This window comes from Novosphingobium sp. FG90 (genome assembly GCF_057808725.1).
Genome location: NZ_JBMDIO010000038.1, coordinates 1 through 16972 on the forward strand (window position 1 = coordinate 1; position 16972 = coordinate 16972).

General features: G+C 63.8%; 12 protein-coding genes and 1 pseudogene. 6 read left to right on the plus strand and 7 right to left on the minus strand.

Translation table 11 applies throughout. The features are described 5' to 3' along the window. The 3 genes from ACODRZ_RS22560 to ACODRZ_RS22570 all read left to right on the plus strand — a co-directional run. Positions 1-1624, plus strand: a 1624-nt coding sequence (locus ACODRZ_RS22560; protein WP_488972615.1) for a GmrSD restriction endonuclease domain-containing protein, incomplete at its 5' end; no start/stop codon positions are given. Positions 1625-1916: 292 nt separating this feature from the next. Further along, positions 1917-2144, plus strand: a complete 228-nt coding sequence (locus tag ACODRZ_RS22565; RefSeq protein ID WP_008829704.1) for a hypothetical protein — start codon at positions 1917-1919, stop codon at positions 2142-2144. A 126-nt stretch (positions 2145-2270) separates the two neighbouring features. Next, positions 2271-3230, plus strand: coding sequence for a homocysteine S-methyltransferase family protein (locus ACODRZ_RS22570; protein WP_488972614.1), 960 nt, complete (start codon positions 2271-2273; stop codon positions 3228-3230). A gap of 55 nt (positions 3231-3285) precedes the next feature. Here the strand turns inward: ACODRZ_RS22570 and ACODRZ_RS22575 are convergent, their stop codons facing one another. The 3 genes from ACODRZ_RS22575 to polA all read right to left on the minus strand — a co-directional run bounded on the left by ACODRZ_RS22575 (position 3286) and on the right by polA (position 10318). Then, positions 3286-5805 (minus strand): TonB-dependent receptor, encoded by a 2520-nt coding sequence (locus ACODRZ_RS22575; protein WP_488972613.1) that lies wholly within the window; start codon positions 5803-5805, stop codon positions 3286-3288. A 324-nt stretch (positions 5806-6129) separates the two neighbouring features. Continuing rightward, positions 6130-7284, minus strand: a complete 1155-nt coding sequence (locus ACODRZ_RS22580) for a mechanosensitive ion channel family protein (RefSeq protein ID WP_488972612.1) — start codon at positions 7282-7284, stop codon at positions 6130-6132. 193 nt (positions 7285-7477) lie between these two features. Beyond that, on the minus strand, positions 7478-10318 hold the full coding sequence (polA, locus tag ACODRZ_RS22585; RefSeq protein WP_488972611.1) for a DNA polymerase I: 2841 nt from the start codon (positions 10316-10318) through the stop codon (positions 7478-7480). Between the two features lie 200 nt (positions 10319-10518). Here polA and ACODRZ_RS22590 point away from each other — a divergent pair, with 200 nt between their 5' ends. Then, positions 10519-10845 carry a hypothetical protein gene (locus tag ACODRZ_RS22590; protein ID WP_488972610.1) on the plus strand — a complete coding sequence of 109 codons (327 nt, stop codon included), beginning with the start codon at positions 10519-10521 and terminating at the stop codon, positions 10843-10845. A 173-nt stretch (positions 10846-11018) separates the two neighbouring features. Here ACODRZ_RS22590 and ACODRZ_RS22595 read toward each other — a convergent pair whose 3' ends face one another. The 4 genes from ACODRZ_RS22595 to ACODRZ_RS22610 all read right to left on the minus strand — a co-directional run bounded on the left by ACODRZ_RS22595 (position 11019) and on the right by ACODRZ_RS22610 (position 15989). Further along, positions 11019-12080: a serine hydrolase gene (locus ACODRZ_RS22595; RefSeq protein WP_488972609.1), complete on the minus strand. Its 1062-nt coding sequence runs from the start codon at positions 12078-12080 to the stop codon at positions 11019-11021. 344 nt (positions 12081-12424) lie between these two features. Continuing rightward, a complete protein-coding gene (gene groL, locus ACODRZ_RS22600; RefSeq protein WP_488972608.1) occupies positions 12425-14068 on the minus strand; it encodes a chaperonin GroEL in 1644 nt (547 codons plus the stop codon). Positions 14069-14107: 39 nt separating this feature from the next. Beyond that, complete coding sequence (groES, locus tag ACODRZ_RS22605; RefSeq protein ID WP_488972607.1) at positions 14108-14395, minus strand: co-chaperone GroES; 288 nt, start codon at positions 14393-14395, stop codon at positions 14108-14110. A gap of 175 nt (positions 14396-14570) precedes the next feature. Further along, positions 14571-15989, minus strand: a complete 1419-nt coding sequence (locus ACODRZ_RS22610) for an MATE family efflux transporter (protein WP_488972606.1) — start codon at positions 15987-15989, stop codon at positions 14571-14573. 88 nt (positions 15990-16077) lie between these two features. Between ACODRZ_RS22610 and ACODRZ_RS22615 the strand changes: the two genes are divergently transcribed. Continuing rightward, positions 16078-16500 (plus strand): c-type cytochrome, encoded by a 423-nt coding sequence (locus ACODRZ_RS22615; protein ID WP_488972605.1) that lies wholly within the window; start codon positions 16078-16080, stop codon positions 16498-16500. Next, positions 16497-16946: pseudogene (locus ACODRZ_RS22620) on the plus strand (nuclear transport factor 2 family protein). Before ACODRZ_RS22615 ends, ACODRZ_RS22620 begins: the two are co-directional and overlap by 4 nt. The last annotated feature ends 26 nt before the right edge of the window (positions 16947-16972 follow it).

The window sequence follows — 16972 nt, forward strand, 5'->3', positions numbered from 1 at the left end:
TGTCCATCGGCTTGCGCCAGTGGGCGCATGGGTCATGATCAGAGAGTCTTGGTATTACTCGATCCGTAAGATACTAGATTCCGTTACCAGCGGTGAGATTAGAATACCCGCGTTTCAGCGTGGCTTTGTTTGGGAAATGGACAGAGTAGCCCATCTTTTAGATAGTATTTACAAGGGATATCCGTTTGGCTCTCTTCTTTTTTGGCGAACCAAACAACAATTAGCTGCCGAACGCCGGCTAGGCACGTTTATTTTACCCAACCCAGAAGCGGAATATCCAATTGACTACGTGCTGGACGGACAACAACGCCTGACATCTATCTTCACGGTGTTTCAGACCGAACTACAGCCTGAAAAGAATCCCGATTGGATGGACATCTATTTCGATCTAGATGCGGGCGACAACCCTCAAGACAGTGCCTTTGTCGCGCTGGAAAAAATCGAAGACGCCGAACGTCATCGATATTTCCCAATGCGCGTCCTATTTGATTCCGTTGGCTATCGCGCCAACACCGAACATTTAGACAAAACAAGAATTGCCACTATAGATAAGCTTCAGGAGAAGTTTAAAGAGGTCACTATTCCCGTTCAGGTACTTAAAAGTGAGGACCGATCAATCGTCGCCATTGTATTTGAGAGAATCAATCATTTAGGCGTCGCACTCGATACATTGCAACTTCTGTCGGCCTGGACTTGGAGCGAAGATTTTGATCTTCTGGACAAATTTCGCGACCTTCGGGACGATTTGTCAGACTTCGGCTTTGCGGGTGTTGGTGACGATTCTGACTTGATTCTAAGTTGCGTTGCGGGGATTTTGGCGGGTGAGCCTGGACCAGAAACACTACTAAACTTGAACGGATCAGACGTTCGTGCACAATTTCCCCGAGTCGAACAGGGTATTCGCGGCGCGATCGACTTTCTCAGAACGCAGCTGAAGGTTGTGCACCTAAAGCTGCTGCCCTACCCTGCTATGCTTGTCCCGCTTGCGGTTTTCTTCGCCGAGCCTGAAGGAAAGGATGTCGTATATAATGCGGCAACCTATAACCGTTTGAAGCGGTGGTTCTGGCGAACTTGCTTTTCTGCTCGATACTCCAGCCAAACACGCAAGACTACTATCCACGATATTCAACAGGCAGAGCTTCTGAAAAATGGCCAGCCAAACACCTTTGGCGAAATTGACTTAAAAGTTGAAGAAACGTTCTTCAAAAGCACGTTCCGGGTGGGCGCTGCTGCCACAAAGACCTTTGTTCTTCTACTGTCCAACAACTCGCCGAAAAGCTTGTTGTCGGGCAAAGAAATTGACCTCGATCGGGTGCTGCAAGGCTACAACAGGTCTGAATTTCATCATACTTACCCGCGAGCATTTTTGCGTGACAGTGGGTATGATGAGCCATCAATTAATATGCTTGCAAATTTCTGCTTTCTTAGCGCGGCGGAAAATAGAAACATCGGCAAGAAACGACCCTCGGTATATTTGCAAGATTTGGGCGGGTCCGAACACAACCTCGACGAGACACTCGCGTCAGCCTTCTGTGCAGCGGAGGAGTTTAACGACGACTATGACGGTTTCATAAAGGCGAGGATGGCCCGTCTCGTCGCCTTCGCGGAAAAATTGACCGCCTAGAATAGCAATGCGCGGGGCCATTCGAGAGTTTAACGGCGGCTTGCTGCACACTCAGAATTGCGGAGTATCAGCCCAATAGGGGCGGGGAGCGGTCGCTAGCGAACTCATCCCACACCCCACTTTCCTACATGCCCAGCCCCGTCATACCCTCCCCGACATGACCCAACCCCGCGCACCCAGATCGCCCCGCCGGAGCAACGCCGACTATCGTTGGACCAGAGCCAGGGTTCATGCCTTCGTCGCGGCGCTGGCTCGGACGGGAGGGGTTGCGGCGGCGGCGCGGGAGGTGGGGATGTCTCGCCAGTCGGCCTATCGCCTGCGCGCGCGGCTCGGGCCGCAGTTCGCCGAGGTCTGGGACGAGGGACTGGCCTGGGGCGCCCTCTTCCGGCAGGAACGCCAAGCCGCACAAGGTGACACCTTTACACACAAGGTTACACCACAAGGTGACACATCGGGCGCGCAAGGTGACACATTTGCCCTGCAAGGTGACACTTTCGGCCCCGAAACGGCCCCAAGGTGACACTTTTCCCTCTGGACCGTGTAAACCGTGTAAACCTGCGTCACCTTGTACCGCGCCTGATTACCGCTTCTGGTCCCCGCCGCGATCGGGTATGTTCGCGCCACCAGTGAGGGGGGAGTTCGCCGAATGGCCGGGTTTGCTCCGCAGCAGCAGGGTGTCTTCTACCTGACCGAAGGCGGGCAGGAGACCGAGATCCAGTACCGCCACGGGCACGACCTGCCCGAATTCGCCATGTACCCGCTGCTCGACGATCCGGCGGCGATGGCGGACCTCAAGGCGATGTATGAAGCTGTGCTGGAGGTCGCGGCGCGCCACGGCTTCGTGGCGATGCTCTCCGGCCTAGACTATCGGGGCAGCCCCGACTGGGCCGAGAAACTGGGCTATTCGCGCGATGGCCTCGCCGATGCGCTCGAACGGTCCATCGCCTTCCTGCGCGATGTTGCGGAGCCCTGGCGCGACCGGCTTCCCGGCCTGCTCATCGGCGGACAGGTCGGCCCGCGCGGCGATGCCTATGCCCTCAACCGCACGATCACGGCCGAGGAAGCCGAGGACTACCACGCCTTCCAGCTGGAGGTCCTGAAGCGCGCCGGGGTGGACTTCGTCTGGGCCGCGACCTTCAACGGCGTGCCCGAGGCGATCGGCGTAGCCCGCGCCGCCGCCCGCATCGGCCTGCCGCTGGGCATCTCGTTCATGCTGGACGGCGACCACCGGCTGAAGTCGGGCGTGAGCCTGAAGGACGCGATCGAGACGGTGGATGCCGAAACCGGCGATGCCCGGCCGGACTATTACGGCATCAACTGCTCGCACCCGATCGAATTCGAACCTGCCTTCGAGCCGGGGGATTGGGCTTCCCGGGTGCGCAGCCTGCGACCCAACGCCAGCGCCCGGGACAAGATCGAACTGTGCTCGATCGGCCATCTGGAGGAAGGCGATCCCGTCGACCTCGGCAACCGCATCGCGGGTTTCGCCGGGCGCCATCCGCAGGTGGACATCTTCGGCGGCTGCTGCGGAACCTGGGACAAGCACCTCGACCAGATCGCCGCCCAAGTTCGCGAAGTCAGGCGCGAAATCCGGGCGCAGTCATGAAAAAGGGCGCCCCGGCCAAAACCGGAGCGCCCTTCTCCCCCCGATCCGGAAAGGATCAGAACTGCATGTTGATCGAGCCCGAGATCGTGCGCGGAGCGCCTATGTAGGCATAGACGGTCGAGGTGTTGGACACGCCCGCATCGTCGAAACCGCCGACGTAGAACTTGTCGAACAGGTTGGTGACGTTGAACTGCAGGTAGGTCTTCTCGCCAAGGCCGAGGAACGCGGCGTTGAGGCGCGCATCGAGGTTGACGGTGGTGTAGGCCGGGACCTTGGCGCCGTAGACCTGCACGCCGGCGCTGGTGTAGACCGGGGTATTCAGGTCGTTGTAGTACCGCGCGCCGGTGCGCTTGGCCTCGAGCCCGACCGACAGCGGCCCGAACTCGCCCTGCACGCGGCCACCCAGGGTGTAGTGCGGCACGGCGCCTTCCATGTTGCCCGAGGTATCGGCGTACGTGCTCGCCCCGGTCTGGACGTCGTCCTTGATCTTCGACCACAGGTACGAATAGAACACCGAGGCCGAGAAGTGGCTGTCCGGCTTCACCGCAAGGCTGGCATCGATGCCGTAGCGATCGACCCGGCCGAGGTTGGTGTAGACCGAGGTCTGCGTGTCCGGGTCATAGGCGGACGACAGGCGGTTGCTGAAGATCGTGTACCAGCCGCCCAGCGAGCCCTGCAGGATGCCGCTCTGGTAGCGCACGCCGAGGTCGAAGTTGTCGGTCGTCTCGGGCTTCGCAGCCGATTCCCCGTCGTAGTAGAACGAGTTGTAGAGGTTGTCCGTGCCCGGGACCTGAATGCCCTTCGAGTAGTTCGCGAAGGCGGTGATGGCCGGGGTGAAGGCGAACGTCGCGCCGATGTTGGGCAAGGCGCGGGTGTACGAGAACGTCTTGTGCATCGCGCCGGTGTAGGTGGTGCCGAGCGAGGTCAGGTACGCCTCGTAGGTAGCCTGATCCTCGCTGTTGCTGCCGAAGCAGGTGACGCTGCCGCTGGCGCTGGTGGTCAGACAGTTCTGCGTCAGGTTGCGACGCAGGTTCTTGAGCGCGAGGCCCGCATTGAGGTGCAGCGCACCGAACTCGCCCGAATACTCGCCCGAGATCTGGTGCAGGATCGCGTAGGACAGGCGGTCGCGCTTCTGCAGGACGTTGCCGTCGGCATCGACGAGCGGGTCGTCGTTGTTGAAATAGGACGAGGCGAAGCCGTTGCTGTTGACGTAGCCCAGCTCGCCGGTCTGGCGGTGGCGGCCGCGATCCCAGGCGTAGGAAACGCGGAAGCGCTGGGTGTCGCTGAGGTCGTAGATCAGCGAGGCGAGGACGCCGAGGCGCCAGGTCTCGGTCTGGCTGGGGGCGGAGAGGAGCACGGTGTCGAGCGTGTCGCCGTCGCCGTTGAGATCGACCCCGCCGAAGTAGGGGGTGCCGCCGATGTAGCCGCTGATCGCCGAGACCGGGTTGGCGGTCGTGCCGGTGTACAAGCCTTCCTTGGCCGAAACGGTGCCGCCGCCGTTGGCCGAGGTGTACTGGAGATAGGGATCGACGGTCAGGGTCAGGCGATCGCTCAGCGTGAACCTGGAGTTCATGCGGATGTTCCAGGTGCGCGACGGGTTGTAGCGCCACTCCCACGAAGCGCCGCAGGTAGTCGCTGCATCTGCCACGCCGGTAACGCCGTCAGCCGCCGAGCAGTTGTCGAGCGAGTAGTCGTCACGCTCGGCCTTGCTGGTCGGGAAGCGGCCCGAGCTGCTGGAATTGACGCCGGTGTTGTTCGGATAGGCGTCGGTAACGAGGCGGACCGAGGGGTAGTAGTTGTTGTGGTTGACGTTGTAGTGCCCGGCGATCGAGATGAAGTCCCCATTGTCGCCCAGCGGCTGATAGATCTTGGCGTTGAGCTGGGTCTTGTCGATCTTGCCCACGCCGCCGTAGGCGACGTCGTAGGTGTCCTTCGAGGCCGCGAACCAGGCGCGGGTGCCGGACGAGTTGAGGTCGCCGGTGTTGATCATCCCGAAGATGCGCATCTTGTTGTAGTCGCCCAGCGTGCCGACCATCCGCGCGCCGAATTCGTGGTCCGGCACGATCGAGCGGTAGTTTACCGTCGAACCCGAGGCCGATGCGGTGGGCGAGTCGACATCGGTAGTGCCCAGGTTCACGTTGACCTGCTCGATCAGCTCGGGGTCGAGCATCTGGTTCGAGTAGATCGCGTAGTTGCCGGTGTCGTTGAGCGGGATGCCGTCGAAGGTCTGCGAGATGCGGCTGTCATCGAAGCCGCGGATCATCAACGTGCCGCCCGAGGAGCCGTAGCCATCGTTGTTCTGGAAGCTGACGCCGGGCATCATGTTGATGATGTCATCGACCGACTGCCCGGGGGTCTGGCGAGCGATCAGCTCCTGCGTCATGACCTGCTTGGCCTTGGGGGTGTCGGGAATCTTGAGGCCCGCGATGCCGTTGTCGACCTTGCCGGTGACGACGATCTCGGAGTTCTCGAAGTCGAGCGAGCCGGTCGACTGCGCCCGTGCGGGGGCGGAGCCGAGCGCGCAAGCGACGGCGGCGCTCGCCGCGGTGGCGGCGAGCAGGCGATACTTATGCATTTGAAACACGACCTCAAGCTGGCCCCTCGCGGGGCGTCAATGGCGCGGGATCATCCCGCTATGAGGAAGCACAATCGTCCGCCAACGGCCGTCTTCGATGGCAGCCCGTAACCCGCTGCCGGGACCGGCATAATCAAAGCTGTGTGACGGTTTCAAGACACAGCGATGCGCGAAGCACCGCGCGGCCACCGCTGTGGCGCGCTCGCCACATTTGTTGCAAGCGCGCCGATATAGAACTGAAATATATCGATAAAGCCTACGCAGTGCGACAAATCGGTGCACGCCGTGTCGTCCGCCGCCTCGTTTCGAATCGCGCGGCTGTGGTCAATGAGGCGATCGTGACCCACTACCGTTACCATTAGCCATGCTGCCGGTCAGCGCCTCGACCATGGCCGGCGCCGGGCTCAGTTCCATCGGCGCGACCTGCAACTGGCGGCGGCGGGCGATGGCCTCGGGCTGCTCACGGCGAATCCAGTCCATCATGCCCTCGCGGATTTCGCAGCGCAGGTCGAACAGGGTGGGGCCGTCCTTGGCGCTCATCAGCAGGCGCACTTCGAGGGTGGCGTCGCGGCAGTCGGTGACCTGGAGTATCTGCGCGCGCCGGTCCCACAGGCGGTGGGCCTTGATCTGACGGGTATATTCCTCACGGATCGGGCCGATGTCGGTGCCCTGATCCAGATAGAGGAACACCGTGCCGAGCAGCTGCGAGGTGGTCTTGGTCCAGTTCTGGAAGGTGTCTTCGAGGAAGCGGTTGGAGGGGACGACAAGGCGGCGGTCGTCCCACAGGCGCACGACGACGTAAGTGGTGCGGATGTCCTCGATCCGGCCCCATTCGCCGTCGAGGATGATGACGTCGTCGATCGAGATCGGCTCGGTCATCGCCATCTGGATGCCCGCGATCAGGGCCTTGAGGGCAGGCTGTGCGGCGGCACCGACGGCCAGCGCGGCAAGGCCGGCCGAGGCCATCAGGGTGACGCCGATCTCCTTCACGCCGGGGATCGAGGCCAACATGCCCGAGATCGTCAGGAACACGATCAGGAACGTGCCGAGGCGGCTCATGATGCCAAGGCGGGTGCGGCGGCGACGGGCGTTGCGGTTGTTCTCGACGGTGATGTCGGCTCGCAGGATCATCGCCTCGATGAAGGCCCGCAGGATGGCAATCGCGACCCAGCCGGTGAGCAACGGCATGATGAAGGGGGCAAAGCGCTCCCACACCGCCTGCAGCGCCGAGGCCTCGCGCGCGGCGAAGACCACGCCGATGGAGACGAAGGCCCAGCGGGTAGGGCGTTCAAGGCGGTTGACGACGAGGTCGTCGGCATCGCTGGTGCTTCCTCGCGCCACCCGAACGAGGACGCGGAACAGCACTTTATGGAAGACCAGCGCCAGCACCACGCCGATCAGCGCGGCGATGATGGCGACCACGGGTCTTTCGGCCCAGTTCGGAAGGCCCGCAATGTGGCTCTCGATGAAGTCGATCATGGGGAGCAAACGATGCTGCAGTGCAGCAGTTTCGCAGACGGTCGCACCAGACGGGCGTTGCGCCGAGAACCAATCCTTCGAAGGGCTCAGGGTAAGCGGGATTTAAGGGCTATCCCCAAGTGAGCGGGACCGGAAGAACCCCTAATCCCGCTCAACCTGAGCTTGTCGAAGGCCCCGAGGCGGGGCACAAGGCTCAGTGCGCCGCGCCCCAGCTTTCACCAAAGCCGATCTCGATCCCCAGCGGCACGTCCAGCGTCACGGCGGGCATCGCCGCCTCAGCCATCACCCGCTCGATCACCGGAGAGGCCGCCGCGACATCGCCCTCGGGCAGTTCGAAGACGAGTTCGTCGTGCACCTGCAGCAGCATGCGCACGTTCGGCAGGCCCGCCTCGACAAGCGCCGGGGTCATGCGCGCCATCGCCCGCTTGATGATGTCCGCGCTGGTGCCCTGGATCGGCGCGTTGATCGCCGCGCGCTCGGAACCCTGGCGCTCGGCCTGGTTCTTGGAATTGACGCGCGGAAACCACGTCTTGCGGCCGAACAGCGTCTCGGAATAGCCCTTGGCGCGCACGCTCTCCAGCGTCTCGTGAATGTAGCGCTGGATGCCCGGGAAGCGCTCGAAATAACGGTCGATCATCGCCTGCGCCTCGTCCGAGGACGTGCCCAGACGCCCCGCGAGCCCCCAGCGCGAAATACCGTAGAGGATCGCGAAGTTGATCGTCTTGGCCCGGCCGCGCGTGTCGCGATCGACGGTGCCGAACATCTCCATCGCCGTGCGGGAGTGGATGTCCTCGCCCGCCGCGAACGCCTCCTTGAGGCTGGGCACGTCGGCCATGTGCGCGGCGAGGCGCAGTTCGATCTGCGAATAGTCCGCCGCGAGCAGGACATTGCCCGGCTCGGCGACGAAGCAGTGGCGGATCTGGCGGCCGATCTCGGTGCGGATCGGGATGTTCTGCAGGTTCGGGTCGGTCGAGGACAGACGCCCGGTCTGCGCGCCGACGAGGCTGTAGCTGGTGTGGACGCGGCCCGTCTCCGGGTTGATCGCGGCCTGCAGCGCCTCGGTGTAGGTGGAGCGCAGCTTGGAAAGCTGGCGCCATTCCAGCACCTTGGTGGCAACCACCTCGCCCTCGGCGGCCAGCTTTTCGAGCACCGACTGGTCGGTGGAATACTGGCCGCTCTTGCCCTTCTTGCCGCCCTTGTAGCCGAGCTTGTCGAACAGAATGTCGCCCAGTTGCTTGGGGCTGCCGATGGTGAACTCCTGGCCGACCTTTTCGAAGATCTCCTTTTCCAGCGCGCCGATGGCCTCAGCGAACTGGCTGGAAAGGCCGGACAATTTCTCGCGATCGACCTTGACCCCGTGGCGCTCCATCTGCGCGACGACCGGGATCAGCGGGCGGTCGACGCGCTCGTAGATGCGGGTGCCACCTTCGTAGGACAGGCGCGGTTTCAGCGCCGAGTGCAGGCGCCAGGTAACGTCGGCGTCCTCCGCGGCGTACTGCGTCGCACGGTCGAGCGGGACTTCGCCAAAGGGGATCGCCTTCTTGCCGGTGCCGCAGATTTCCTTGAAAGTCAGCGTGGTATGGCCGAGGTGGCGCTGCGAAAGCTCGTCCATGCCATGCCCGCCGCCGATACCTTCGATCTGGCGGCCGGCGTCGAGGCAGAAGCTGACGATCATCGTGTCGTCGATCGGCGCCACCGCAATACCGTGGCGGGCCAGCACGTTGAGGTCGTACTTGATGTTCTGACCGACCTTGAGCACCGCATCGCTCTCCAGCAGCGGCTTTAGGCGGGACACAGCGGCACTCAACGGCACCTGAACGGGCCTTTCGGCGAACATATCGCTGCCACCATGGCCCAGCGGGATGTAGCAAGCTTCGTTCGGCCCGACCGCGAGACTGATGCCTGCGAGATCGGCGCGCATCGCGTCGAGCATCGAGGTTTCGGTGTCCACCGCGACCAGCCGCGCGGCGAAGGCCTTCGCGATCCACTCGTCGAGCTGCGCCTCCGTCGTCACGCACTCGTAAGCATCGCGATCGATCGCGGGCCATTCGGGCAGCGGCTGACGCGCCGCGCCTTCGGTCGGGCTGGAGGCTGCGGTCGTCGCCATGGCAGGGTTCAGCTGCGTCGCACGCTCAGGGCTGCCGTGGCCGGTGTCGAGGCGCTTCAGGAGGCTGGTGAAGCCGTGAGTGGAGAGAAACGCCGCCAGCGGCTCGGGCGGAATCGCGTCGAGCTTGAAATCGTCGAGCGCCATCGGGAGGGTGCAATCCTCCTTCAGCGTCACCAGCACCTTGGACAGGCGGGCCTGCTCGGCCTGCTCGATCAGGCGCTCCTGCAGCTTGGACTTCTTCATCTCCGGCGCGGCGGCGAGCGCGGATTCGAGATCGCCGTAGTCCTGGATCAGCTTCGTCGCGGTCTTGGGGCCGACGCCGTAGACGCCGGGCACGTTGTCCACCGCGTCGCCCATCAGCGCGAGCACATCGCCGACCTTCTCCGGAGGAACGCCGAACTTCTCGATCACTTCGGGAATGTCGATGCGCTGGTTCTTCATCGTGTCGAGCATGTCGACGCAGCCGCCGCCGATGCCGCACTTGCCGACCAGCTGCATGAGGTCCTTGTCCGAGGACACGATCGTCACGTCCCAGCCCTGCGCAGTCGCGGCGCGGGCGTAGGAGGCGATGAGGTCGTCCGCCTCAAGACCCTGCTCCTCGATGCACGGCAGCGAGAACGCGCGCGTCGCATCGCGGATCAGCGGGAACTGCGGGACCAGATCCTCGGGCGGAGGCGGGCGGTTGGCCTTGTAGTCCTCGTAGATGTCGTTGCGGAACGAGTGGCTGCCCGCGTCGAGAATCACCGCCAGATGCGTCGGACCGTCGGCCTTGTTGAGATCCTCGGCCAGCTTCCACAGCATCGTCGTGTAGCCGTAGACCGCGCCCACAGGCGTGCCCACCGGGTTGGTGAGCGGCGGCAGGCGATGATAGGCGCGGAAGATATAGGCCGAGCCATCGACGAGATAGAGGTGCTGCTTGGAATCCATGCCGCAACCCCTAGCAGCGCGATGCGGCGCCGTCAGCAGCGCTCATTTCTTCACCGCACAGGAACCGTTCATGTCCGCAAGTGTTTTCGCCGGGCGCTTGAAACGCCGCACTGCGCCTCGTACCCACGGGTCTGAGCCCGTCGAAGAGGCTCACGCGGCGTTTTCGCCGACGGGGTAACTCGCAGAAAGAGGGATAGAATATGCGCAAGATCGTTTTCGTTGCTGCAGCAGCCGTAGCCGCCATGTCGCTGGCCGCCTGCTCGGAAAAGACCCAGGACGCCGCCAGCGAAGCCGCTTCGTCGGCCGGTGACGACCTTTCCGACACCGCTTCGGACGTGGGCGACGCGCTGGGCGATGCCGGTGCCACCGCCTCGCAGGCCGCCAACGACACCGCCGACGCCGCCAAGGATGCAGCCAAGAGCGCCGAGAAGACCACCGACGACATCGCCGCCGACGCCGAGAAGGCAGCGAACGACGTCGCCAAGGAACTTGACGATCACACCGACGGCAATCCGCACACCAACTGATTGGTCGGATCGAAGAAACGGAAAAGGGGCCTTCGCGGCCCCTTTTTTGTGTCTTGCTCACGGTCGCTTTGGGTAGAACCAACCTCGTCATTGCGAGCGTAGCGAAGCAATCCAGAGCGGCGTTGAACGGATCTGGATTGCTTCGCTACGCTCGCAATGACGAAAGGGTAACCTCAGCGCGCCGAGGCGCTGCGCGGGTAGTTCGGACCTTCGGCCTGATAGCCGTTGTAGATCGTGCGCGCGATGTTGGCGATGCGCGTCTCGCGCCCGGGGCGACCGCCCTGCCCGGTCACGTAGATTGCGACCGCAAAGACCCGCCCATCGGGCGTCTGGATGATGCCGACGTCGCTCGAGGTATTGTTGAGCGAGCCGGTCTTGTGGGACACCTCCACCCCCGCAGGCAGTCCGGCCGGAATGCGGCGCTTGCCGGTCAGGCAGCGGCTCATCGCGCCGAGCAGGACGTTGCGGCTCGACGGGCTCAGCCACTTGCCCTGGTAAATGCCCGAGAGCAGGTTCACCATGGCCTTGGGCGTCGCGCTGTCGCGCTTGTCGACGACGCGGGCGGGATCGATCGCGCCATCGTCGCGCACCAGCGTCGCGATGTCGCGGTCGATGTGCCAGTCGTCGATCCCCGCGCGCTGGATCCAGGCATTGACCGCCTTGGGACCGCCGATGACCTTCAGCAGTGCGTCGGTCGCGTAGTTGTTGGAGCGCGTGATCATCAGCTCGATCAGGCGCGTGGCAGACATGTACTCACCCGGCCTCACCGGCGCGATCGCGCTGGAGAACGGTGCCGAGCCGACCGGAACCATCAGCGGAAACTCGCTCGACAGGCTCCACTTGCCCTTGTCCACGCCTTCCAGGAACGTCGCGGCGATGGCGATCTTGCTGGTGCTGGCCATCGGGAAGCGCTGGTCGCCCAGCACGTCGACCATGCGGCCGCTGGCGAGGTCCATCGCAGCGACGCCGATGCGCCCCTGCGAGGCATTGGCGACGGCGGCAAGCTGCTGGCCGAACGGGGAATTGTACGTGCGGGGACCGCGTTGGTCAGTGCCGAAAATATCGTCGAAGCTGTTCTGGACCTGCACCACCTGCTCGGTCGGGCGGGTGAGCGGATCGATCTGCTCTGCCTGCGCGACATGCGGTGATGTGACAGCCGCGAGCATCGTCGCAGCAGCGAAAAAGCGTCCGGCGCCCTTACGGCACCGCGCGAAAAGTCGGTCTGCCCCGGTCATGCAGCCCACACCCTACCTTCGTCCATATTCCCAAAAGGTTAACGTTCCAGCGACGAAACGCCAGAGTCCAGCGATGAGTTGCATTGGACTTGCGGCGATTTCCCAAATGCGCACTTTCCTTTCACGCAGATGAACGAAGTTTACGCAAAGCGCAGCGTGCGCCTTGGGGCTTCGACAAGCCGTGCCTGACCCTTCGACAAGCTCAGCGTGAGCGGGGATGGCGAGTATCCCCCTCGAAGCCGCTCAGGCTGAGCTTGTCGAAGCCCCCGAAGGCACGCAAGCAAAAGGGCCGGGAGATTGCTCTCCCGGCCCCTTCGATGTGCTGACGCTGGGTCAGGTGCTTCTTAGAAGCCCATGTCGCCCATGCCGCCCATGCCACCGGGCATGGCGGGCATTGCGGGCTTGTCGTCGGCGCGCTCGACGATACCGGCTTCGGTCGTGATGAGCAGACCGGCAACCGACGAGGCATCCTGCAGCGCGGTGCGCACGACCTTGGTGGGGTCGATGACGCCGGCGGCCTTCAGGTTCTCGTAGACGTCGGTGGCGGCGTTGAAGCCGATGCCTTCGTCCGACTGGTCGAGCAGCTTGCCCGCGACGACGGCGCCGTCGCTGCCGGCGTTCTCGGCGATCTGCTTGACCGGTGCGGTGATCGCCTTGCGGACGATGTCGATGCCGCGGGTCTGGTCTTCGTTGGCACCCTTGAGGCCTTCGAGAGCGCGGGTCGCGTAGAGCAGCGCGGTGCCGCCACCGGGGACGATGCCTTCTTCAACAGCGGCGCGGGTCGCGTGCAGCGCGTCGTCGACGCGGTCCTTGCGCTCCTTCACCTCGACTTCGGTGGCACCGCCGACCTTGATCACGGCAACGCCGCCGGCCAGCTTCGCAAGGCGCTCCTGCAGCTTCTCGCGGTCGTAGTCCGAAGTGGTGACTTCGATCTGCGCGCGGATCTGCTCGACGCGGCCCTTGATGTCTTCGGCCGAACCGGCGCCGTCGACGATCGTGGTGTTGTCCTTGTCGATGGTGACCTTCTTGGCCTGACCGAGCATGCCCAGGGTCACGGTCTCGAGCTTGATGCCGAGGTCTTCCGAGATCATCTCGCCGGCGGTCAGCGTGGCGATGTCGCCCAGCATGGCCTTGCGGCGATCGCCGAAGCCCGGAGCCTTGACGGCAGCGATCTTCAGGCCGCCACGCAGCTTGTTGACGACGAGCGTGGCCAGAGCCTCACCCTCGATGTCCTCGGCGATGATGAGGAGCGGACGGCCCGACTGCACCACGGCTTCCAGGATCGGCAGCAGCGCCTGCAGCGACGACAGCTTCTTCTCGTGGATGAGGATGTACGGGTTCTCGAGCTCGACCGTCATCTTCTCGGGGTTGGTGACGAAGTAGGGCGACAGGTAACCGCGATCGAACTGCATGCCCTCGACGACGTCGAGTTCGAATTCGAGACCCTTGGCCTCTTCGACCGTGATCACGCCTTCCTTGCCGACCTTTTCCATGGCTTCGGCGATCTTCTCGCCGACTTCCACGTCACCGTTGGCCGAGATGATGCCGACCTGGGCGATTTCCGAGGAACCGGCAACCGGGGTCGAACGGGCGGCGAGGTTCGCGATGACCTTGCCCACAGCGAGGTCGATGCCGCGCTTCAGGTCCATCGGGTTGGTGCCGGCGGCAACCGACTTCATGCCTTCGCGCACGATCGCCTGGGCGAGAACGGTCGCGGTGGTGGTGCCGTCACCGGCCTTGTCGTTTGCCTTCGAGGCCACTTCGCGCAGCATCTGCGCGCCCATGTTCTCGTACTTGTCCTTGAGTTCGATCTCCTTGGCGACCGACACACCGTCCTTGGTGATGCGGGGCGCACCGAAGCTCTTCTCGATGACGACGTTGCGGCCCTTGGGGCCGAGAGTCACCTTGACGGCGTTGGCGAGGGTGTCGACACCGGCGAGAATGCGCTCGCGGGCGTCACGGCCGAACTTTACGTCCTTGGCTGCCATTTTAGAATTCCTTCAAAAAACAGATGTTGGGTCGGATGCTCAGGCGATGACGCCGAGGATGTCCGATTCCTTCATGATCAGCAGGTCTTCGCCGCCGACCTTGACTTCGGTGCCCGACCACTTGCCGAACAAGACGCGGTCGCCGATCTTGACGTCGAGCGGGGTCACGGTGCCGTTCTCGGCGCGAGCGCCCGAGCCGACCGAGACGATTTCGCCTTCAGCGGGCTTTTCCTTGGCGCTGTCGGGGATGATGATGCCGCCGGCGGTCTTTTCCTCGGCTTCAACGCGGCGCACGAGAACACGGTCGTGCAGCGGGCGGAAAGTCATTGGGTGTCTCCCTAGATCCAACGAAGTATAAAACTGGACTTGGCACTCAGTGAAGGAGAGTGCCAACGGCGGAGATATGGTCCGGTGCCATGGGGCCGTCAATGGGGACTTCGCAGAAAAAATTTATCTGCCGTTCAACTTCGCGGCGAACTGGTGCGCCCGGCAGATGATCGCTCTATGACAGTGCGACAGTCGGCGCAGAGATAGGCATCGACCGTTCGGGCACAAGGCCGAATCGATCGCGCCAGTGCCAGCGACCGAGCAGCAGGATCGCCGCGACCGTCAGCCCGACCGCGAGGCCTATCCACACGCCCACGCCCTTGAGCGGCGTGAACAGCCCCAGCGCAACCGAAGTCGCAAAGCCCGCCAGCCAATAGCCGACGATGGCGATGACGGCGGGAATTCGCGTGTCCTGCACGCCGCGCAGCACGCCAGCGGCGATCGCCTGCACGCCATCGGTCAACTGGAATATCGCGGCGATGAAGAGATACTGCACCGCCAGCGCGACCAGTGCCGCATTGGCGGGCGCAGACACGTCGACATAGGCGGAGATGATCGTGCGCGGGATCGTCAGCATCGCCAGCGCCGACAGCCCGACAAAGCCGAGCCCGATCGCGATCGCCACCCATCCGGCCCGGCCGATCGCCTCGCGATCCCCGGCGCCGTAGTGATAGCCGACCCGGATCGTCGCCGCTTGGCCAATGCCGAACGGCACCTGGAAGGCAAAGGCGGCGATCTGCAGCGCGACGGTGTGCGCGGCCAGTTCGACCTCTCCGACGAGGCCCATCAGGAAGGCCGCGCCGGAGAACAGCCCACCCTCGGCGATCAGCGTGGCGGAGATCGGCAGGCCGAGCCGCAGCATCTGGCGCAAGCGCTGCCACTCCGGCCGCCAGAACCGACCGAAGACATGGAAACGGCGCAAGTTGCGATCGCTTCGGATCGCCACGACGTAAGCCACCACGGTGACGCAGGCGGTGATCGTGCTTGCCAGCGCCGAACCGGTCAGGCCGAGCGCAGGCATGCCGAGATTGCCGAACACCAGCGCATAGTTGCCCAGCGCATTCACGCCGATCGACAGCGCCGTGATCACCGTCGCGAAGACCGGTCGCCCCAGCGCGGATACGAAAGTGCGCAACACGTTGGCGATCGCCATGGGCACCAGCGCCAGCGAGATCACCCGGATGAAATGCCCGGAGATGGCGGAAATACGGGGGCTCTGGCCGGTCAACAGCATGATCTGTTCACCGAAAAAGCAGATCGCCACGGCAACGAGCCCCAGCCCGAGGGCGAGCCACAAGGCCATGCGTGCGGAACGCCGCACCTCGCGCACCGAATTGCGCCTGCGTCCGATCTCGGCGGCGATCAGCGGGGCGACCGCGCCGGTCACGCCATTGAGGCCCATCATCACTACCGCGACGATGGCGACGGCCAGACTCGACGCCGCGAGCGCCTCCTGCCCAAGCCGCGCCACGAAGATCACGTCCACGGCGAAGACCGCCATCTGCAGCATGTTGGCAAGGGCCAGCGGCCCGGCCAGCCGCAGGGTCGCGCGCAATTCGTCGCGCAAGGGGTGGTTCTTCTTACTCTCCCGCATCGGCCGCGCGATAGATGCTGGCTGTTGCAAGGGGAAGCTATTTCGTCGGGAGCTTTATCACGCGCCTTAGATATATTACCCAGCACGCATGAAGCAGATCGCGATCATCGCCGCCCTTTCCCTGGCAACCGCACTGGCCGGCTGCGGCGAGAAAGCGCCAGAGCAGGCCTCATCCTCTGCGACCACCGCGCCGGTCGCTGCCAGCCCGGCAGCAGTCACAGACCCCGCGCCGATGGCCTTCGCGACGTGTCGGTCGTGTCACTCCACCGAGCCGGGGCGCAACGGTATCGGGCCGACGCTGCACGGTATCGTCGGCTCCAGGGCCGGCGCAGTGGAGGGCTATGCGTTCAGCGCGGCGCTCAAGGATTCGGACATCACATGGGACCGCCAGAGCCTAGATACCTGGCTGCAAGGGCCGATGAAGATGGTCCCGGGCACGAAGATGGTGCTGCCGGTCCCCGATGCCCATAAGCGCAAGGCGATCATCGACTATCTCGAAACGCTGAAATGACAACCGAGGATGCCCTCGCCCTCGCGCAGATTCAGCAACACCTGGCCCGCTGCACGCAGGCCGGGGACGCACGGCAGGCGGACGCCTACGCGGACTGCTTCACGGCGGACGGAATGCTAGAACTGGCCCATGACACGATCGAAGGGCGGGAGGGCATCCGGGCCTGAATGACCGCCCCATCCGTGATTCCGCCTCCCCGGGACGGGGCTCCGGGCTTCGTGAGCCATCACCTGACCACCTGCCATGTCGAATTCACCGCGCCCGACGAGGCGACGGCCCGCACCTACTGGCTGGTGACGAGCGCCGCCGGTCTCGACCACAACGGCTTCTACCGGGATCGCCTGCGCCGTGAGGGCGGACGCTGGCTCATCGCGCACCGCCGTCCACGCACCTTGTGGGTCAGCCCGACGAGCGTGCTGCATCTGGGACAGGCGCAAGCCGGGTAACGAAAAGGGCCTTGCGCCTGTCCCGG